A 20,720-nucleotide genomic window follows, 5' to 3' on the forward strand; every position below is an offset into this window, starting at 1 on the left:
AAGTGGCGATGCGGGCGATGATCAGATTTTCGGACTCAATGGTAACGATACTATTTTTGGAGGGACTGGAAATGATTATCTCGTCGGCGGTCTAGGCAACGATATCCTCTTTGCCGGTTTGGGCGCTGACGATCGTTATCTGTTCGACACGCCACTCGGTGCCACCAATGTCGATCTGATTAACGGTTTCTTTGCGCCTTCCGATACCATCGAGTTGGAGAATTTTATTTTTTCCAATTTCGCCCCAGGCGCTGTTGCAGCGGCTAACTTCCGCACCAATGCAACCGGAACAGCGGTAGATGCCAATGATTACCTGGTTTATAACACCACGAATGGTGAGTTGTCGTATGACTCTAATGGCGGTTTTGCGGGTGGAGCACAAGTCTTTGCTATCCTTAGCGGTGTTCCTCCTGTATCAGCCGCTGATTTCTTGGTTATTTAAACTAACCCCTTTAAACTCCATCATCCAAACGAAGGGTGGTGGAGTTTTTTTGTTTCTAAAATTCACCCAAAAAATCACACCAAGTAGAATCCAAAGTAGCGAGATATTCAAGCCCAGAATCACACATATCAATTACAAGGCAGATATATATCCGATTCTTCGTTACTATTTCTAATTCGTGATCTGTTCTCATGTTTTCGCCCATACTTTCATTTGTTAAATCGCAAGAACTCTACCTGGACAAAATTTTGCCTGCTCCAGACGCGTCAGCGTCGGTAGCAGATTGAGTTCGGTTTTTTCTTTTAATTTAAGTATTTGTACTTTAAGCTCATCCAGTGGGATTTTAATTTCTTCTCCGTGCGTGGCCATTGCAATGACATTGCCTTTGTCGCAGGAAGGGAAAGCCAGTGCACGCTCGTCGAAAGATGCTCTGATACGTTCCAGACTGGCCTGGTAGCCGCGGCTACGACCCAACAAATTCACCGCAAGGATGCCGTTAGGGTTTAATCGCGCGCGGCACATTTGGTAAAACGGCAGCATATCTAATGCACCGGGACGTGCATCGGCATCGAAACCATCCACCAGAATCAGATCGTAGGTTCTGTTGTGTTCGGCGATATACTCTGAGCCGTCTGCGATCACGATATTCAGGCGTAGCGGATCTTCCGGTAGTTTGAAAAATTGCCTCGCTGCTGCCACCACGCGCGGTTCAATCTCAACCACGGTCAATTTCGCTAGCGGATAGTAGCGATAAAGGAATTTGGTTAGCGATGCCGCACCCAAACCGATCAGCAGTACTTTGCGCGGAAAGCGCGCATCATCTCTTAGCAGCAGGCTTGCCATCATTTCCCGGGTGTAGTCGAGTTCCAGATGCCATGGGCGTGCGATGCGCATTGCGCCCTGTATCCAGTCGGAGCCGAAATGCAATGTGCGCACACCGGCTTTTTCGCAGATATCGATAGAAAAACTCATTGTGTATTTGGTGTGGAAGAGTGGCGCAACACTGGCACGTTTTCTGCGTTGTACACGCCGCTCTCAATCAAGCCGATATCGAACGGGCGGCAGTGCTCGAGTAGATCGGCCAGATGCTCGTCTGTGTCGAGAAAAGACATGTAGCAGCCAAAACATCCACTGAATGGCGTGGGGGTGATTTTAGGTTTAATCATCATTTTTCTTCGCGATTTTTTCGTGCAAATCAATTTCCAGAAGGGTGTTCCGATTATAAATGCGTTACCCGATAATTACAGAAATGGATTGAATTAATACGGTAAAACCTAGAGTGCCTTGTTTCCCATAGGGATCAAGACAAAATAAGTGGTTCTATATGGGAAATTCGTTTTAAATAGAAATTTTCTATGTGTTAGACTTCAGTTTACTAGATAGGATGGTTAAAAAACAATGAATTAAGTATCTTCCGTGAAGGTTAAAGACGCTGAATTTTGAATGATTCTTTTATGAGGTGATTTTATGTTTAAACGGGCTTTAATAACTGCCGCCGTATTTGCCACATTAGTATCTTCTGCTTTTGCTACGACCCCAATTGGCGGTGCAACATTGATTGATACCGTTACAGTGAATAGCGGCAAGGTGTCACCAACCGCTTATCTTAGTTATTCGAGTGGTGGTAATGGCGCCACCGGCTGGGCGGATGGATCAACTTGGGGCGGCGATGGTTTTACGCCTGCCGCCGCCATGAGCACGGCAGACCATCATTGGCTCCAGTATGATCCGGCCATTGTGGTGTATAGCGCCACCGCACTGAGTTCTGTCCTCGCCATTCCGGCAATCGACCATGGCTGGGCTGCCGGCAACACAGGTGATGAGCCTTGGGAAGCTTTTGAATTTCGCATTTTTGGCTCTGATTCTACAGGCACATTGCTCGAAGAAGGGCATATCACCCATGTGTGGGTGAAAGGTGTAGATGATTCCAGTGCTTTGAAGAATGCTGACGACTGGACGACACAATGGTCTTTCACGGGTTCCTATAATTACTTCACGGTCGTATCCGGAGACCGTCTGGTTGGCGGTTTTTACTCCCCAGGCGAAGGCGAGATCGATGCCATAGCAGCCATTCCGGAACCAGAAACCTACGCGATGTTGTTAGCTGGCCTTGGTTTATTGGGGTTTGCTGCACAACGAAAGAAACTGCAAGAAACAGCCTAATTTCTAGGAAGAACGTTACTGACCCCGCTGCGGCGGGGTTTTTTGTGCGCATTTAATTTTCAAGCCAACAATGCCGCGACAATACCGGTGATGAAAATCCCATCAAAAGTACCTGCGCCGCCGATGGATGCATACGGCGTGCCGAGCCGGGAAATATCTTTCATATGCAGCAGATCAGCACCGATCAATACTCCCAATGTGCCGCTGATATAAGCGAGCGGTGCGCTGTGTTCCGGGCTAAGTATTAAACCAATCAGCGCCGCACTAACAGGCGCGACCAGTATCGGCATGCCAATGCCTAGCCCCTGAATCGGACGGCTGAAAAAATAGCTGATCATGGTGATAAGTGCGATCCCCAGCAGCGTGGAAGACAGGCTCAATGGGCTATTGGAAAACAAATAAAGCGACAATGCCGCTGGTATCACGCAACCACCGAGATTAATGGAAATCTGTGTTTCGTTGTGAAATGGGCGCACTGGCACTCTGAGCAATCCCAAAAATGTCGGTTGCGTGAATTCCCGTATGGGTACCTGGCTTTTAATCCGCGTCACCGGCAAATTAATGACACTGCCCAGCAAGGAAAGAGACAGTACCACCAATCCCAATGCCGGCGGCAAACCCAGTTTCGCAAAAGCAAATGACAGCAATTCCACTTGAATCAGCGCCATCATGACGCCTAGCAGAAGAACGAAAAATATCAGATGACCGGGGGAGAAATAATTTTTCATCGTAGTATGGTAGGGGGGGGGCGCTACTCTTGGTGATACTGTGATTTGTGATATCCTTTCCAATAAAACAACATCACTATAATGACAAATCAGGAAAATTTTTTATGAAAAAATCGATAAAACAATTCATTCTTTCGACCTGCACGGTTATCTTGATGAGTAATGCAAATTTCTTGTCGGCCGATATTACCACCGATACTGAAAAGCTACTGAATTGGGCTGAAAATACTTATCCGGATTTTTTTCCGAATCATCAGGTAACACAAAGCATTGAGCCTTGGCTATACCGGTTTTACCCAGACAAGGGCATTTATGCTGGGGTGAACAAGAATGATAATAGTGTTTATGTGTTGGGTGGGCCGTATGGGGCTGTACCAACAAGGATTGCAGGATTGTCGGAATTGATAACGGAGATCATTGATACCGGTGGGAGTAGCAGCATTCCTGCTTGCGATACAGCCGATGCACCTGCTGGAATGTCATTTTCGCAAAGCGGTAATGTTGTCAATGTCACGACGGGTGGAACTTGTATACCGCTCCCTGCCAGCAATAATTTTTGCTCGACACCGAGACAATCGACACCAACAGGTATTTCGGTAATAACTAGTACCACAGTTATCTCAGCGCCGATTAACGGGATTAGCATCGATATCCCTGGCATTCCCAATCCATTTCAAGCAGCTACCGAAGCGTTTGCAAATAGCAAACATTGCACAATCCATGTTCCGGCCAATGACGCCAATTTGATAATCAATACCAATGTATGTTTCGACATCACATCGGCACTGAGTGGAATTACGAGTGTGCCCGGAGTAATCATCACACCTCCGGTAACATTCGCGCTAAATAGCACGACCACCAGCCAGGTCGTGTCGGATTGTTTTGCCACCGATGCGAGTACGATCTACAACGCAGTTACTAATGAGTCCTGGAGTAATATCGACGGCCGTTTTGTAAACCTAGGTTCAAAGCGATAGCCGTTTACAAGAAACTGATTGCAGTGGCGATCACTGCAATATAAATTTAATCATTTAAGTGCATGACACTGCGTTGTGCACTTAAAGCAATATAGGCATATCATTTTAACTGTCATTTCGAGCATAGCGAGAAATCTATAACGTTGATTTACAAAGATTCCTCGCTTTGTTCGGAATGACAAACATGAGTTATTCAGAGTCTCCTTAACATTTTCAGTCGTTATGATCATTAAGAATCAGTACATTTATAACTAATATCAAGTGCTTATAGATATTTCAAGGTAGACTAATTAGAAATCAAGGAACATTCACAAGCCATCAAAAGCTGACAACTAAGCAGTTAACAGTTTTCTGTCATCAATTATTCCGCAGTTGCAACCAAAGCAAACCCTTATGAGTCAGGCGATAACGCTGTGTTGGGCTACGCGGAGAATCAGGCTGCGTGCGTGCGTGCGTTCGTTCGTTCGAGCCAGTGTAGCTGAGTACATGAGTGCCGATTGCTTTTAAAAGTTGCGCTACTTGGCCGGTTACATAGTCGTTTACTAGATCGGTAGCTTGACAGAATTTTCAGATGACTTCGGCGCATCCTCGCCGATCATCACCGCCTTGCCGTCCCGCCAGACCACGGCGTAGTGACCCAGGCGGCGTTTCTTTTCAAGCGCCTGTGTTACGGCTTTTTGTAACGAATCCAGCATTACTTGACCTTCTTCGGAGAGCTTTGCTTTTGACGTTGTCTTCATTACTTAACTTCCATTAATAACTGCTGATAATAAATTTCATGGAGAATATTACGACTGTCGCCCGTTTGTTCAAACACGGGGATCGGCATTTCACCATCATTCATGAAACAAATGCAATGATCAACCTTGTGACTGAATACTTGGAACAGATTTCTAAGGCTGCGTGAGAAACGCCGCTCTATGTCGCGCAACGGAATATTGTGGCCGCCGTGCGTGACTCTTTCCGCCACGCGCATTTTTGACATTCCGACATTTGGCAAGGCAAGATAGATCAACTCCACTTGCCAGCCATCACGTTGCAGTCGATTGATCAGTCGCAAATAACTACGGCCTGAAAGCGTGGTTTCGAATGCAAAGTTTTCGCGGCGACTGATGTTTTCTTCAATTTCGTTCAGAAAGATACGGCTTGCCGCAATAAGTTCGCGTTCCGGTGCCAGCGGGGAAAGACCCGCTGCGATCAGATCGGCATTAACAAAATGAGTACACTCCGCCACCTTGGGCAAATATTCCAATGCAAATGTGGTTTTGCCTGCGCCGTTGGGACCGGCAATGATCCAGCATGTGGGCATTACATAGTCTCCCCATGTTGTTTTTGCTTTCCTTTGATTCGACTGATCGTGGTAGGCATGGGGTTTGTGAGAGTGAATCTTAATTGGTTAGGCGTCGAGTTGTTCAAGAGTTTCCCTAGCAGTTCTGGGGTCCATGAGTGCGTTGGCGTATTTCGCTATTTCCTTTAGAACTTCGGCTGTTTCCGCATAGGTTAAGCTTGTGTCGACGCTTCTGAGCCCCTGATTGTCCAGCCACACCGGGACGGTAGCGCCCGGAAGCATTTGGCCGTTGTCGATCCGAGACTCGACATGCTTCATTTGGTTGTACAAAGCATTAAGGCGCTGTTCTACTGAGGCGTCGTTCTTATCAAACGCTTTACCCTTCCATGCGGCAATCAGAATAGACAGTGCGTGCCACGACTGTCCTAAGTAGCACTCCCAATGAAAGAGGGCGTCAGCATAACTCTTAACTGACTGAGCCTCACCAGCCAAGAACCCTAGCGTAGCCTCACGGGCGAGATGGTGCTCAGAGAACGCGTATTGGGCGCGGCGGAGGTAATTGTAGGCATATGCATTCATCGGGGGAGCGAACGATGTTCTTAGCGCTGAGTTGAGAAAGTAGTTTGCGATCCAGTGCGGAGATTGTTCGGCCCAAGAGGACATGTCAGGGATCTCAGCGGAAGTGAATCCCGAAACACCTGGGGCAATGTGTTGATCGAGAATGGCAGAGTAGAACTTGATGGCCATGTCCGACGCCTAACGTAGAGCTAACCGGCGCTGCGCGGTTTCATCGCGCAGCGTCCAGCGACCGAAGGGAGCGAGGTTGAGCGCCGGGTTATACGTTTTCACCGTATAGTCTCAGCACAATGAGATGAAGTTCGTGGGTGTTCCCAATGCTCAGTGCCGACCCCGATACAGTGGCAAATGGAAACTGGCCAGACGCAACCGCTGAGACAAAGGCTGCTGTATTTTTCCCGCCAGATAGCAGAGTGGTGGCGGGATTGTGGGCGACACAGTCACGAAGGTAGATGAACCCCGAAAGGTGCGTTTGATTGACGATAGAAGGAACACCCGTGGACGGCTCAAATTTTCGGAGTGCCTTGAAGTCGCCCTCGGCAATTAGATTTGATTCCGCTAGAGATACCAAAGCAAGCACAGTAAGACCGCGACGGTAATTGTCGTATTCGGTCTTTTTTGCGGTGTCGTCCGGCATCGTGATATCGAAATGCGCGTGGTTTCCCCCAAGGACTCCTAGGGTGAGATCACGGTAGTAGCGCCGATATTCAGCGAGTGTCATGACAACGTATAACGTAATATATAAGACATTTTGTCCAATAATCCTATCGATAATGTCGTGTAATCGCAGTGAATATTATCTATCATCATGTTTTAATATTAATTGATAAATTGAATAAGACAGTTCATAGAAGCAAATATGACCCATGCGATCAATTAAGAATTTTGCTCGATTCAATCCGTGAGAAAAAATTGCGAACACGATCGTCTAAGCATGGAAGAACCAATATTTCATAGGGTAACACTATATTATTTTTGACGGCAAGCTTCATTGGGCGGCTCGGTTGCAGCTCCGACAATTAAAAAAGCGATCTGGAATTAGCAACCATGCTACTAGCGTTCCACCAACATCACTTTAGCCACTATAACCGTATCATCTCTCCGATATTTTAATTCCACTTTCTCCCCCGCTTTCAACGTGCGGAGAATCGCCGCATACGACGCTAAATCGCTGATCGGCTGACCAGCCAGTTGAATCAGAATGTCACCCGTTTGTAACTGCGCTTGCTGCGCCGGGGAACCGGGGAGAACATTGTCCACGCGCACGCCTTCGCCCTGGTACGAAAAATCCGGTACTGTGCCGAGGCTGGCTGTGCGTTTTTCTTTGGTTTTTGTTTCTGTGGGATCGGCTTGCGTGGTTTGCGATGGCACTGTGACGGTCAGCGGTTCGATGCGGTTGGCCAGGTATTCGGTGGCTTCTTTGAGGATGGCGGCGACTTTGACCAATCCGGCGGAGTCGATTTTGTCCACGGTGTCGCCGGGGGCGTGGTAGTCCTCGTGCGCGCTGGCGAAGAATTGCACGGCGGGCACGCCGGCCTGGATGAAAGCGGCTTGGTCGCTGGAACCGAAGTCATCTTGCACGGCGTTGACGGGAATACCGGTGACAAAGCCTGCGCCGCGGAAAACATGCACCAGTTCACGCGCGGTGCCGGTGCCGAACACGGTGACCGGGTTGTTTTCAAGCCGCCCAACGGTATCCAGATTCAGCATCGCGATGATTTTCTCGGTTGGATAATTTTTGGTATTGCGGATGTAATGCTTGGAGCCGAGCAAATCCGCTTCTTCTCCGGTAAAAGCGACAAAAATAATGGTGCGCTCCGGTTGCCATTTCGGCACGATCTGCCGCGCCAGTTCCAGCATTACGGCGATGCCGCTGGCGTTATCATCCGCGCCATAATGAATTTTTCCCTGATGGGCTGCGCGAACATCCGGCCAGCCCATGCCGAGGTGGTCGTAATGCGCGCCGATGATCAGGCTTTGCCCGGCGAGTTGCGGGTTGGTGCCCGGCAAAATGCCGATCACATTGCGTAGTGTGATATTTCCTTTCGGTAGGCCGACATCTTGTTGCCAAAACTGAAAATAACTATTGTCGCCGCCGCCGGGTGTCAGGCCGATTTGTTGAAATTGCTTGGCAATATACGCTGCTGCGGTATCTAGTTCCGGGGTGCCCAGTTCACGTCCCTTGAACGATTCGCTGGCCAAATGCGTGATATCACTCAGCATGCGGCTCTCGGAAAACACCGGAGGCAGTTCCGCCAATGCGCGGCGCGGCTTGGTGATGCCGGTATGCGTCGTGTGAATGACGTAATTGTCTTTTTGCTTGATCCATTGTGAGAGCGGCGATTGCGTAATCGGCCATTGACCTTTGTCGATATTAGTCAATTCGTCGCCTTTGAATACCAAATAACTGTATTTCCGGTAGTGCGGCAATTTATTGGCCAGCTCGGCAATCGCCTTGGGATTGTCCGATGCGATCAATAATAGCGTTTTATCCGGATTGGACGGTTGCCGGGTAGTCAATACGACGGCGTGCTCCGCTTGCGGATAGGTCTTTTGATCCAATTGCAGTTTTTTCTGCTGATAAGTCACACCGCGATCCGCCAAAGTTTTGGCGACAGTCTCAGCAAACTTATTTTGCCACCCCATGATCCAGACGGTGCGATCTGCGGGCAAAGCGGTGAGTTGATCGTCCGTAATCACTTCCAGTTGGTTCGATTGGGTTTTCTGCCAATTCGCCGCCAGCGCACGATAGGCTCCTAAGATTTTTTTGTCTGCGCGCGCAGGCAGAATCAGTAATGGTTTTTCTGCGCCAAAACCCTGCGACAACGCGGAAGGGATTTCACGACTATCCAAGCGCCTGAACACATCAAAATGCGGATCGAGGTCGATACGCACCGGGCGGGCGTGGAAATCCATTTCGATGGTTTGCGTTCGCTGATCAATAGTGATGTGCGATTGTGTCGCCATATCCTCACCTTCCAGCGTGACGGAAACTGGAATGTGCAGACGATAAAGATCGCCCGGTTGCGTTTGCTCAACCGTCAGTGTGAGTTTGAATCCATCTGCCGTGCGCTCGGTTTCTGCATCGCGCAGTAATAAATCGGGCGCGCCGGTACGATGCACCCATTGTTCAAACTGCGCGGAAAAATCTTGGCCGGTGGTTGCGTTGATCGTCGTGAGCAAATCTGCAAAAGTCGCTTGTTTGAATTTGAACTGCTTATAAAATTGCCGCAATACGCGCACAAAATCCTCATCGCCTAATTCCTGACGCAGCATGTGGAAAAATAGCATGGTCTTACCGTAGCCGACGGCTTCCGAGCTGGCGCTATGGCGCGAAACGAACTGGATGATAGGGAAATCTTTTTCCTTATTGACGAAATCAGCATATTTCTGCAGCACGTCGCGGCGATATTCCTCGCCTTTGCCGCGTTGTTCATTGACCAAGTGATCCGCGAGATAAGCAGTTAAGCCCTCAGCCCAATTGCCTTTGGCGTAATCGACAAACACGCCATTGCCCCAATAATTATGCAGAATTTCATGCGGATACGACGAATGCAGAATGAAAGGAAAGCGAATCACTTTTGGGCCGAGAAGCGTAAAGGAAGGCATGCCGTAGCCGGTTTCCCAGAAATTCTCGACCAGCGCGAATTTTGTGTACGGGTAGGGGCCGAGCAGCTTGTTATACATGGCAATATATTGCGCGGTGGTGTCCAAATATTTCTGCGCCAGCGCCTCATCCGCGCTACGCAAATAAACCAAAGCATTCACCGCACCGGCGGATTGTGTGTAGCGCTGATAGCGGCCCGCGACGATATAGATATCGTCCTGCGGCTGTGTTTCTTCCCAAACTACGTTCTGAGTTTCGGCTGTTTTCTGTTCACGCACCAACGTACCCTGGCTGACCACATCCCAATCGGCAGGCACTTGAATATCCAGGCGGAATGACACCATCGCATCAGCTTCAAACTGCGGATACCACGCACTGGAATTGGCTAGAAACACGCCTTCCGGAGAAATCACTCCCGGCGTGGAACCGAAGCTGCGCGAGTATTCTTGTCCGGGGCCTTGTACCGGGTGATTGATTTTTCCATTGAAATGCAGAGTGAATTCCTTCTGGCCGGGGGGCAACGTTAAAGTGTAATGTTTAATGGAAATTGAACGGGACTTTAAAGCGACTTCACTTCCCTGTGCTTTAATTTGAGCGCCTTGTATATCCGTAATCGTCAGACCGGCGTGCAGGAAGAAATCAAGTTGCGTGGGTATTTCTGGATTCTGTACATGAACTGGAATCTGAATATGGTCTTTGACGCGGATTTCAGAAGTGCCTGGTGAAAGTTGAATTTCCATGCGGTGATGGAAAGTTGAGGTACTTGCAAAAGTAACGAGACTGTAGAGCGTGCAGATGATGAAGAAGAGCGCTGCCACACTGCGATTTATTGATTTTTGCATTTTTTCTTTTATTGTTTGGAAGATTTTTTGATGAATTCCGGGAACTATTGAGATAGTTACATAATTTTCGCCGCAATGTGATTTTACTAACAGCCAGTTCGCATCATATCAAACATCATTGTTTTCTTGAGATTAAACACATAATGCCTGCATAATTCCGGACATTCGATATAAAAATAATTCGTTAAGTGAGCAAAGAGCTATGGGAACTGACAATAATCAAAACTTTAAGAATGGTTTGATTTCGATTTTATTATTGATCATGCTGGTTACAGGTGCTGCAGTCAATAATCCATTAACCAGTTCACGCCCACACGATTCACAGCATACCAAGCTATTATCATCGGATAGAGGCAAAGTAGATGCACGCTTATGGCAAGATCCAGTAGCCGCAGTTGAGCGTTATATTAATCAAAATAAGGATTCTGGAAAAAAATCTCCTCCTGAAACTGGATCAATGAGTGATTTTTTTAAAAAAATTAAGGGCGATATTAATGAAAATGCAGGCTTACGAATTATAGCTATCAGTGTTTTTGGGAGTTCCTATCCAGAATTGACTGAATTTAGGCAACGTTATCGTTATGCAGTAGTTTCTGCACTTGGTGTACGAAAATACTTTGCTCAAGATACTGAGCATATAAATTTTTATCGCTTGAAGTCATCATGCGTCCCTGATGTTGATGCACATTGTCCCCCTATTGATGTGCCTTATGAGTGGTTTAAGGGTAGTCATGAAGAGCAGGTACTAATACTCTGGTTAAATGAAGACAAAATCCCTGCTACAGAGTATGGGAATTTCATTAAAGTTCTATTCAATGGGTTAAAAGAGATTCAATCAGGGCAGTTTGATTTTTCTTTAATTGGACCAACCAACACATCACTCCTGGTCGAGTTGATGAAATCTAAGGAAATAGATGGGCTATCTGCTTCATTCAAAATAATTTCATCCAGTGCAACTATTTCAGATAAGGATTTATTTAGTGCTATTAAGAAAGATAATCAATGTGATAAAGATCTTGGTCCTACTAAGAGCGCAGAATGTATAAAGGAAGAAATTGCCAAGAAGCTTGCCGATAAATCCATTTTTCGCACGATCGGACAAGATATAAATCTTGCTAAAGCACTGATCTGGGAACTAGAGCAGCGCGGCGTTAATCGTAAGATTCCATTCATCAAAGATGAATGTGAAGATGGCTTGGTAATTATTAGCGAGCAAGATTCCTTATATGCCCGATCATTAACTGAACATTTCATTGATTCAGTTAATAATGAGCAATGTAATAAAAAGGAAAATGAAAAACAACTTGTAGTGAATTTTACGTATTTTCGTGGATTGGATGGCAAATTGCCTGATCTTGATGAGTCAAGTAGGAAATCACAAGATACGCAAGATAAAAAAGAGCAGAAAAGTTTAATCACCCAATTGGATGACGCATCACCTGAACACGCGGAAGGACGCAACCAATTCGATTATTTGAGGCGACTTATCGGTAAGATTGAAGTGCTTGATCGTGGCGAAGGGTTAGGAACCAACCGGATCAAAGCAATCGGAATTTTTGGTAATGATGTATACGACAAATTACTGATATTGCAAGCCTTGCGTGATCGTTTTAAACATAAGATCTTTTTTACCACCGAGCTGGACGCGCGATATCTACATGCGGATCAAACAAAGTGGGCACGCAATCTGGTCGTTGCCAGCAATTTTGATCTTACACTCCGACCGGAATTGCAGGGATCAATAATGCCATTTCGTGATAGTTATCAAACATCGATGTATTTTTCTACATTGCTTGCTTTGGATCCAAAGCTAAATAATTTAATACCGCCAAGCAAAAAAGTGGAAAGCAACGATTGGGTAAAAATGTGGGGTATGTGGTATACCCCACAGCAAAAACTAAGTAACTGGTTAAATCCTCAGATTTTTGAAATTGGAAGGACTCAGGCAGTACATCTTGCGTCACCTCCGACAGATTATCTGGACAAATGGATGAAAAATTCTGCTGATACGAAGTTTTCTGAAGAAAATAATAATGAAGTATGTGGCACGACTAATTTATTTGTCTGCGATACTATTGAGCAAAAGCGTCAAAAGAAAATCGATACAGCAGCAATTTATCGATTACTGATATTGATCTTAACAATCCTAATACTCTGTTATCTATTGTTTAGGTCTGTCTTTGAACATTTCTTATTTGTTGTAGTAAAAGGGAGTGTGATTAGCATTGTTGCTATTGGATTAATTCTTTTGTGTTATAGCCGGGATAATTTTCCCAACCACCAAACTGGTGAGCCATTCCTTTGGCTCGAGAGAGTTAGCGTATGGCCCAATCTAATCATAAGATTTTTTGGGATTATCATTATTCTTCTAGTCTTTTTTTATTTTGACAAAAAATTTAGAGAAGCCAAAGAAATTACTAAGAATTTTGAGTTTTCTAAATACAATGGACCGAAAAATAGCAATAATTGGCGGGAAGGATTGAAGGGGCCATTTTTTGGTTTCACATCTACTAACAAGGAAGTCGAAACACTATGGCTTGAGTACATGCAAATTACAGATTATAGAAAGCCCAAAGGGTATCTGTGGATTTTCTGTGCTACCGCAATTTCACTTGGATTGACTTACTTTGGATTATTTTCACTAGGCTATTTAAATTTCCCATCGCGCGGAGAGATTACGCAGAACCTACACTATTTCCTTGCTTTCGTACAATTTTTTATCTTGTGGGGATTGATTTACTGGGTTGGCTACGAAGCAACGGCTTGTAAGCGATTTATTGACCAGCTTGAACCGAAGAAATTTCCCGCTGATCAACTTGATTGGCCTCTAGAACTCATGGAAGAACACGAAAAAAGAACAGGCATTTCACGCGAAGAATTAAAGCCTTACTTTCGGTTCTTATTAATCACAAGACTGATCAAAAGAATTAACAGCATCATCTATATTCCCTTTGTTTTAATGCTACTGATAGCGATTGGTCGGAGCAATGTATTTGATAATTTGGGATTTTCTCCTGCATTGATAATCGTTTTTATCGGCGCGTCAATTTACTTGATCATTACCTTGATTTTATTAAAAAAATCTGCAGAGAAACAATGCGAGGATATACTTCAATTTTATGAAGAAGATCGGCCTGGAAGAATATCCTTGGCGTTTGGTAATGCGAATACTGTGGACCAGGTGGTAACAGAAATTCGCAACAAGAAGCAGCAAACTTTTTCTTTCTTTCAACAACCGTCATTGCTCGCGCTGCTATTGCCCGGCGGTGGCATAGGCTTAACAAGCATTGTCGAATACTTGTACAATTGATACCGAGTTTTATCTATTTTTAAGGATTTTGATATCAAATGAAAATGTTTCCTGGCAGGCCGGATTATTTACAATCCGCAATCAAATTTTTTCCAGTTTTGTTTTTTTTGGCAGCATTGAACGCCAATGCTACCGACTTCATTACCGGCGAACACCAGCTCTCCGTCAAGGAAAAACGCGCCGGTGAAGCGTATTACCGTGCCGATTCAAAATGGATGATTTATCAAGCGGAAGTGGCAGATGATAATCCGTTTTATCAGATTTTTTTGAAGAATGTCGAATCTGGTGCGGTGACGCAGGTATCGCCAGGTACCGGCAAGACCACGTGCGCGTGGGTACATCCGGCGCTGGAAAAAGTGTTGTTTTCATCGACGCATGAAGATGCGGAAGCTAAAGCCAAAATGGTTGCAGAGATTGAGCGCCGGAAATCCGGTGAACAGAAGTCTTATGCATGGGATTACGATGAGTATTACGATATTTACGAAACTGATTTTTCCGGTGGCAATATCAGGAATCTGACCAAAACATTGGGTTACGATGCCGAAGCTTCTTGGTCTCCCGACGGCAAGCTGATTGCATTTGCCTCGAACCGCAGGGCATATACGGAGGAATTATCCGATGAGGAAGCCGCGCTGTTTAAAGCCAATCCATCCGCTTTGATCGATATTTATATCATGGGCGCGGATGGTTCCAATGTGAAACGATTAACGCACACGAAAACCTACGACGGCGGTCCGTTTTTTAGTCCGGATGGGAAAAGAATCGTTTGGCGGCGTTTCTCGGAAAATGGCCGGGAAGCGGAAATATTTACGATGGCTATCGACGGATCGGATCAGAAACAAATCACCCGCCTTAATGTAATGTCTTGGGCACCTTTTTATCATCCTTCCGGAAAATACATCATATTTGCAACGAATGTGCATGGGCATCGCAATTTTGAACTGTATATCGTTGATGTCGATGGCAAGAATGACGCTGTGCGCGTGACTGATAAAGAGGGTTTTGATGGTCTGCCGGTATTTACACAGGATGGGAATTATCTAACCTGGACCAGTGACCGCACACCTGAGAAAAAGGGTCTTTTGTTTCATGGAAAATGGGATCATCAGAAAGCATTAGAGAGTCTTTCCTTGAAGTAAGACAGTTCCTCTGTTGGCTGCGGCACTGTGGAAGCGTTGGAGTAATTCTGTTTTTAATCTCTACGGGTTCAATTCCCCATCCTTTGGGGCGAAAGCTGGTTGGAAACCTCCAGATTGAAGAGCGCACCCCGTTGTTTGCAGATTTTCTGAGCGCAAATTTACCTTCTTCAAATAAGAAGTGCAAATGACGCGCGAAGCCAATGATACAATCTTTCTCAAGAGTACCGAACAAAAGAATTTCGGAGAATTTCATGTCAGCCATTGAGTCAATTTTAAATGAAACTCGCATATTTCCGCCTTCTGATAAATTCACCAGAACAGCAAATGTACCCAACCTTCAGAATTATCTGGCTTTGTGTGCAGAAGCAGAGTCGGATTATCTGAGTTTCTGGGCAAAACAGGCTAAAGAACAGATTCTTTGGCATAAGCCTTTTACGCAGATACTGGATGATCGAACTCCGCCGTTCTATCAATGGTTTAATGATGGTGAATTAAATGTCTCATATAACTGCCTGGATCGGCACCTGGCAACACAAGCGGATAAGATCGCTATTATTTTTGAAGCCGATGATGGTGAAGTTATTCAATCGACTTATCGTGATCTTCATCAGCGTGTTTGTCAGCTCGCCAATGCGCTGAAATCAAGAAATATCCGGAAAGGCGATCGTGTCATTATTTATATGCCCATGCGGATTGAAGCTGTTGTCGCTATGCAAGCCTGTGCGCGCATTGGTGCAATTCATTCGGTAGTATTTGGCGGGTTTTCTGCTAAAAGTTTGCATGAACGCATTGTCGATGCCGGTGCAGTCGCAGTCATTACGGCTGATGAGCAGGTGCGCGGTGGTAAACGCAATCCGCTCAAGGCAACCGTTGATGAAGCGATGAGCATGAGTGACACGACACCGGTGAAGCTGGTTGTGGTTTATCAACGAACTGGTAGTGAAATCCCCTTTAATCCAGCATGCGATGCCTGGTGGCACGAAATCACGCAAGGTGTCAGTACTCAGTGCGAGCCGGAATGGTTCAATGCAGAGCATCCGCTCTTTACATTGTATACTTCAGGATCAACGGGTAAGCCCAAGGGAGTTCAGCATTCCAGCGCCGGCTATTTGCTCGGAACCAAGCTGAGTATGCAATGGATCTTTGATTACAAGCCGTCCGATATATTCTGGTGTACTGCCGATGTTGGCTGGATTACTGGCCATAGTTACGTTACCTATGGGCCTCTGGCTATGGGTGCTACTCAGGTAATATTCGAGGGAATTCCGACTTATCCGCATGCCGGGCGCTTTTGGGAAATCATCCAGAAACATCGCGTCACTACATTCTATACCGCACCGACTGCAATTCGTTCGCTAATCAAACTGGGATCGGATTTGCCCGCGCAATACGACTTATCCTCGTTACGCTTGTTGGGCTCAGTCGGTGAACCGATTAATCCCGAAGCGTGGATATGGTTCTATGAAAAAATAGGCCAGTCACGCTGCCCCATTGTGGACACCTGGTGGCAGACAGAAACCGGTGGCCATATGATTGCGCCGATGCCGGGTGCGGTTGCGTTGAAGCCGGGTTCTTGTACTTTTCCATTACCGGGAATTTTTGCGGCGATTGTCGACGAAGCGGGTCATGATGTAGAAAATGGTAAGGGCGGTTTTTTGGTGATTAAAAAGCCTTTCCCTTCACAAATCCGCACGCTCTGGGGTGATCCAGAACGCTTCAAGAAAACTTATTTCCCGGAAGATATGGGCCATGGAAAATTTTATCTGGCCGGAGATTCAGCATACCGTGATATGGATGGTTATTTCTGGATTATGGGACGTATTGATGATGTCCTGAATGTTTCCGGGCACCGTTTAGGAACGATGGAAATTGAATCGGCTTTGGTCGCCAATCCCTTGGTTGCAGAAGCCGCTGTTGTCGGCAAGCCGCATGAAATTAAAGGTGAGTCGGTGATTGCTTTTGTTGTGCTAAAGGGGAAGTACCCGCATGGCGAAGAGATTGCTCAAATCACTAAAACGTTGTGTGATTGGGTAGCGCAGGAGATTGGTCCGATTGCCAAACCGGACGAAATCCGTTTTGGAGAAAATCTGCCCAAGACGCGATCTGGTAAAATCATGCGACGATTATTACGCACACTTGCCAAAGGTGAGGAAATAACCCAGGATATTTCTACTTTGGAAAATCCGGCTATCCTTGAACAATTAAAGCATCCCTCCAAATAACATTGAGTAGTAACTCTCGTGTTGGAAGTTTGCATATAAATCCGGAATAATATGTCATTACCACTTGTAATCGATTATGAACACGGCATCAGTTCTATTGATGCACAATTTCACCGTCCTAGGCGGGCAGCTATTCATCTGATCGTTGAAAAAGGTGCGGCTGCATTGGTTGATACCGGCACATCCTTTTCCATTCCTGGTGTGATCGAATCACTCAAACACAAAAATATTGCCATTGAAGCTGTTGCTTACATCATATTGACGCATATTCATCTTGATCATGCCGGTGGCGCCAGTGAATGTATGCGTCTGTTCCCGAACGCCAGATTGGTTGTTCATCCACGCGGTGCGAGTCATATGGCAAATCCTGCGCGGCTGGTCGCTGGCGCAATAGGCGTTTATGGGGAAGCGGAATTTAGGCGTGTTTATGGTGAGATTTATCCGATTGACGTTAACCGGATTATTGAAGCGCCCGATGAAAGCCGAATTGATCTCAATGGCCGCGCATTGCTCTTTCTCGATACGCCTGGTCATGCACGTCACCATAATTGCATCTATGATGAACGCAGTCAGTCTTTTTTCACAGGTGATACGTTCGGTGTTTCGTACCGGGAATTCGATGTCAATGGATTGGAATTTGTATTTCCGACCACGTCACCGGTGCAATTTGACCCTGAAGCAGCCCATGCTTCAATCGATCGCATTATGAGTTATCAACCGCGCTATGCTTATTTGACACACTATAGTCAGATTGCAAACTTGGCGCATCATGCAAAATCGATGCACTACTTGCTAGATGCGCATGTGGAAATTGCTCAGGCGGCAAAGCATGATGAAGCCAATCGGCAATCTGTTATTTCAGATGCTTTGCACAAATTATTGTTACAACGATTATCGGAGCATGGTTGCCGGTTACCGCAAGCAGAGATCGATGAGCTTCTGAGCTCGGACATTCGACTGAATACACTAGGATTGATTCATTGGCTTGATCATCCAGCCGAGCGATTCAAACGTTTATAACTTTTAGGATGCTTGCCAATTGTATTTTCAAACAATAGCTTGCTTAAATTCTTGAATAAAAATGGGGTTAATGCGATTGAAATATTCGCATTAACCCCATTTAGACTAGAAAATATTATGCAGTAACTTTTTTCTCAGAGTAGTGCTTTCTGGTTTTTGATGAGCCATGTGCCATAGCAATCACCAAGTAGTTCACATAAAGTATCGCTCCAAGAATAATGTCTGAAAGAACCCATTCCGTTGTAGTTTCTGGTAATTCAAACAATGACAAAACGCCAAAGTAAGCACCAGTAATAACTAAAGCTGACAGAACAAAAATATGACTTGTTTTCATGAAAATCTCCTTAATTGAGGGTTATAAAAGCTATTTAGAATAGCTTTGTATCTATATGATACGTTGCTTCACAAAAAGTTCACACATATTTCACATTTAATTCACATTCTTGTTGCAGATAAGCGAAAATTTTTCTTTTCTTATGAAAAATAAGGAAATTATTTTTCTGAGAAAAGAGCAAAAATCGAGGAAAAAATTCAATTCACTTATTTGCGCTAAAATGGACGGTACTGACACTTTGGAGATTTAGCCGGATGAATACACTGTTTACACCGTTAAAACTGGGTACATTGGATGTGCCAAATCGCATTTTCATGGCGCCGCTTACCCGCTGCCGGGCAGGGGATGAACATGTTCCGAATTCTTTGATGGCGGAACATTACGCACAGCGGGCAAGTGCTGGACTGATCATCGCGGAAGCCACCATGGCGACCGAAGGAAATTCAGCCTTCTGGAAGGAGCCAGGCATCTATTCTGCAAAGCAGATAGCAGGCTGGCAGCGGGTGACCGATGCCGTGCATGCAGCCGATGGCAGAATTTTTCTGCAGATCTGGCATGGCGGCAGAGCATGCCATCCGCTTTTAAACCGTGGCGCCCAGCCTGTTGCACCGAGCCCGATCGCCATTACCGATGATGAAGTACGAACGCCAGAGGGGAAAAAGCCCTACGTTATTCCACGAGAACTGCGCGATGATGAATTGCCAGGCATTGTGGCTGGATTCAGGAAAGCTGCGGAAAATGCCAAAACTGCGGGATTTGATGGTATTGAAATACATGGTGCGAACGGTTATTTATTAGATGAGTTTCTGCGCGATGGCTCGAACAAGCGTACGGGTCCTTACGGCGGCTCGTTCGAAAATCGGGCGCGTTTGACATTGGAAGTGCTTGAAGCCGTCAGTGCCGTGTGGGGGGGCGATCGTGTCGGCTTGCGCATTTCACCGTTGAACAGCTACAACAGTATGATCGATAGCGATCCGGTCGGATTATTCACTTGGCTGGCGACCCGGCTCAACGACTATCACATTGCCTATTTGCATGTGATGCGCGGTGATTTCTTTCGGCAGCAAAACGGCGACGTAATGACGCCGATTCGCCAGCATTATAAAGGTGTGCTGATCGGCAATATGGGTTATACCGGCGAAGAGGCAGGTAAGGATGTCGCCGCAGGAAGAATTGACGCGGTGGCTTTCGGTACCAGTTTCTTGGCGAATCCCGATTTGCCCGCGCGGATCAAAACGGGCGCGCTACTCAATCCACCCAATCCGGCTACGTTTTATACCTGGGACGCAGAAGGGTATACCGATTACCCGGTATTAACGACTTCATGAGTATTTAGAAATGCGACTATTACTGGGTATTTTTCTGGTTCTTTGGATAAGCGGGTGTGTATCGATTCCGCAGAATATCACACCAGTTGATGGATTTGAGCTGAACCGGTATCTGGGAAAATGGTACGAAATCGCACGGCTCGATCATTCGTTTGAGCGCGGACTCGACAACGTGACGGCGGAATACTTTCTGAGCGACGATGGCGGTGTCAGAGTCATCAATAAAGGCTTCTCGGCGACGGAAAACAAGTGGAAAGAAGCCGAAGGCAAAGCTTATTTTGTCAGAGATCCGCAGCAAGGCTATTTGAAAGTTTCTTTCTTCGGCCCGTTTTATGGTGCATACATTGTGTTTGAACTGGATAAGGAAGCCTACCAATACACCTTTGTGACCAGCTACGACAAATCGTATTTGTGGCTGCTGGCAAGAACTCCATCGATCAATGATGCATTGCTTGATCGGTTTGTACAGAGAGCGGTAGAGCTAGGTTTTGAAACAGACAAGCTAATATTTTCAAAACAGAATGGGATTCGATGATGTATTTGCTTTCACTACTGTCCCGTTAACGAGTAAGTACTGCGGCCCGATTCAGGCCTAATTGGTATAATAAGTTTTCGCATAACTTGTTGAAACAGCTAGGAGAATCATGCCATGTCTCATTGTAATACAATCTTTTTCCAAATACTAAAACTTGTGCCGAGACATGAATTTGAGATGCTTGCAAAGCAGCATCATTCAGGCCGTTC

19 protein-coding genes and 1 pseudogene are annotated in these 20,720 nt (G+C 45.9%); 10 read left to right on the forward strand and 10 right to left on the reverse strand.

Translation table 11 applies throughout. From position 1 onward, the window contains the following. Window positions 1–442: pseudogene (locus ACH10T_RS02920) on the forward strand (hypothetical protein); the annotation flags it as partial. Between the two features lie 216 nt (window positions 443–658). Here the strand turns inward: ACH10T_RS02920 and ACH10T_RS02925 are convergent. Both ACH10T_RS02925 and ACH10T_RS02930 read right to left on the reverse strand, forming a co-directional pair. Then, a complete protein-coding gene (locus tag ACH10T_RS02925) occupies window positions 659–1,414 on the reverse strand; it encodes a fused MFS/spermidine synthase (RefSeq protein ID WP_394807832.1) in 756 nt (251 codons plus the stop codon). Continuing rightward, window positions 1,411–1,608 carry a hypothetical protein gene (locus ACH10T_RS02930; RefSeq protein ID WP_394807833.1) on the reverse strand — a complete coding sequence of 66 codons (198 nt, stop codon included), beginning with the start codon at window positions 1,606–1,608 and terminating at the stop codon, window positions 1,411–1,413. The genes ACH10T_RS02925 and ACH10T_RS02930 overlap by 4 nt, the downstream gene beginning before the upstream one ends. Window positions 1,609–1,909: 301 nt before the next feature. Here ACH10T_RS02930 and ACH10T_RS02935 point away from each other — a divergent pair, with 301 nt between their 5' ends. Next, window positions 1,910–2,605, forward strand: coding sequence for an FxDxF family PEP-CTERM protein (locus tag ACH10T_RS02935; protein ID WP_394807834.1), 696 nt, complete (start codon window positions 1,910–1,912; stop codon window positions 2,603–2,605). 59 nt (window positions 2,606–2,664) lie between these two features. Here the strand turns inward: ACH10T_RS02935 and ACH10T_RS02940 are convergent, their stop codons facing one another. Then, window positions 2,665–3,333, reverse strand: coding sequence for a DUF1614 domain-containing protein (locus tag ACH10T_RS02940; RefSeq protein WP_394807835.1), 669 nt, complete (start codon window positions 3,331–3,333; stop codon window positions 2,665–2,667). Between the two features lie 104 nt (window positions 3,334–3,437). Here ACH10T_RS02940 and ACH10T_RS02945 point away from each other — a divergent pair, with 104 nt between their 5' ends. Further along, window positions 3,438–4,310, forward strand: a complete 873-nt coding sequence (locus tag ACH10T_RS02945) for a hypothetical protein (RefSeq protein ID WP_394807836.1) — start codon at window positions 3,438–3,440, stop codon at window positions 4,308–4,310. 357 nt (window positions 4,311–4,667) lie between these two features. Here the strand turns inward: ACH10T_RS02945 and ACH10T_RS02950 are convergent, their stop codons facing one another. From ACH10T_RS02950 to ACH10T_RS02975, 6 genes are all read right to left on the reverse strand, one after another. After that, a complete protein-coding gene (locus ACH10T_RS02950; RefSeq protein ID WP_394807849.1) occupies window positions 4,668–4,808 on the reverse strand; it encodes a Fic family protein in 141 nt (46 codons plus the stop codon). 44 nt (window positions 4,809–4,852) lie between these two features. Continuing rightward, the gene (locus ACH10T_RS02955) at window positions 4,853–5,050 is read right to left on the reverse strand and encodes a hypothetical protein (protein ID WP_394807837.1); all 198 of its coding nucleotides are present in this window, start codon (window positions 5,048–5,050) and stop codon (window positions 4,853–4,855) included. After that, window positions 5,050–5,619, reverse strand: coding sequence for a zeta toxin family protein (locus ACH10T_RS02960; RefSeq protein ID WP_394807838.1), 570 nt, complete (start codon window positions 5,617–5,619; stop codon window positions 5,050–5,052). The genes ACH10T_RS02955 and ACH10T_RS02960 overlap by 1 nt, the downstream gene beginning before the upstream one ends. 87 nt (window positions 5,620–5,706) lie before the next feature. Continuing rightward, window positions 5,707–6,345, reverse strand: a complete 639-nt coding sequence (locus ACH10T_RS02965; protein WP_394807839.1) for a hypothetical protein — start codon at window positions 6,343–6,345, stop codon at window positions 5,707–5,709. An 88-nt stretch (window positions 6,346–6,433) separates the two neighbouring features. Next, window positions 6,434–6,895, reverse strand: a complete 462-nt coding sequence (locus ACH10T_RS02970; protein ID WP_394807840.1) for a hypothetical protein — start codon at window positions 6,893–6,895, stop codon at window positions 6,434–6,436. 332 nt (window positions 6,896–7,227) lie between these two features. After that, window positions 7,228–10,623, reverse strand: a complete 3,396-nt coding sequence (locus tag ACH10T_RS02975) for a M20/M25/M40 family metallo-hydrolase (protein ID WP_394807841.1) — start codon at window positions 10,621–10,623, stop codon at window positions 7,228–7,230. A gap of 202 nt (window positions 10,624–10,825) precedes the next feature. Between ACH10T_RS02975 and ACH10T_RS02980 the strand changes: the two genes are divergently transcribed. The 4 genes from ACH10T_RS02980 (at window position 10,826) to ACH10T_RS02995 (ending at window position 18,314) form a co-directional block, all read left to right on the forward strand. After that, window positions 10,826–13,933 carry a hypothetical protein gene (locus ACH10T_RS02980; protein ID WP_394807842.1) on the forward strand — a complete coding sequence of 1,036 codons (3,108 nt, stop codon included), beginning with the start codon at window positions 10,826–10,828 and terminating at the stop codon, window positions 13,931–13,933. A gap of 38 nt (window positions 13,934–13,971) precedes the next feature. Then, window positions 13,972–15,072, forward strand: coding sequence for a TolB family protein (locus tag ACH10T_RS02985; protein WP_394807843.1), 1,101 nt, complete (start codon window positions 13,972–13,974; stop codon window positions 15,070–15,072). 251 nt (window positions 15,073–15,323) lie between these two features. Then, window positions 15,324–17,294: an acetate--CoA ligase gene (gene acs / locus ACH10T_RS02990; protein WP_394807844.1), complete on the forward strand. Its 1,971-nt coding sequence runs from the start codon at window positions 15,324–15,326 to the stop codon at window positions 17,292–17,294. A gap of 51 nt (window positions 17,295–17,345) precedes the next feature. After that, the gene (locus tag ACH10T_RS02995; protein ID WP_394807845.1) at window positions 17,346–18,314 is read left to right on the forward strand and encodes an MBL fold metallo-hydrolase; all 969 of its coding nucleotides are present in this window, start codon (window positions 17,346–17,348) and stop codon (window positions 18,312–18,314) included. Between the two features lie 115 nt (window positions 18,315–18,429). Here ACH10T_RS02995 and ACH10T_RS03000 read toward each other — a convergent pair whose 3' ends face one another. After that, window positions 18,430–18,648, reverse strand: a complete 219-nt coding sequence (locus ACH10T_RS03000) for a C4-dicarboxylate ABC transporter (RefSeq protein WP_394807846.1) — start codon at window positions 18,646–18,648, stop codon at window positions 18,430–18,432. 254 nt (window positions 18,649–18,902) lie between these two features. On the opposite strand from ACH10T_RS03000, the gene ACH10T_RS03005 reads away from it, so the two are divergent. From ACH10T_RS03005 to ACH10T_RS03015, 3 genes are all read left to right on the forward strand, one after another. After that, on the forward strand, window positions 18,903–19,976 hold the full coding sequence (locus tag ACH10T_RS03005; protein ID WP_394807847.1) for an alkene reductase: 1,074 nt from the start codon (window positions 18,903–18,905) through the stop codon (window positions 19,974–19,976). Window positions 19,977–19,986: 10 nt separating this feature from the next. Continuing rightward, complete coding sequence (locus ACH10T_RS03010) at window positions 19,987–20,511, forward strand: lipocalin family protein (RefSeq protein ID WP_394807848.1); 525 nt, start codon at window positions 19,987–19,989, stop codon at window positions 20,509–20,511. A gap of 114 nt (window positions 20,512–20,625) precedes the next feature. Beyond that, on the forward strand, window positions 20,626–20,720 hold a 95-nt coding region (locus tag ACH10T_RS03015; protein WP_394807850.1), incomplete at its 3' end, for a DUF4372 domain-containing protein.

This window comes from Nitrosomonas sp., assembly GCF_043753625.1.
Lineage (GTDB): Bacteria > Pseudomonadota > Gammaproteobacteria > Burkholderiales > Nitrosomonadaceae > Nitrosomonas.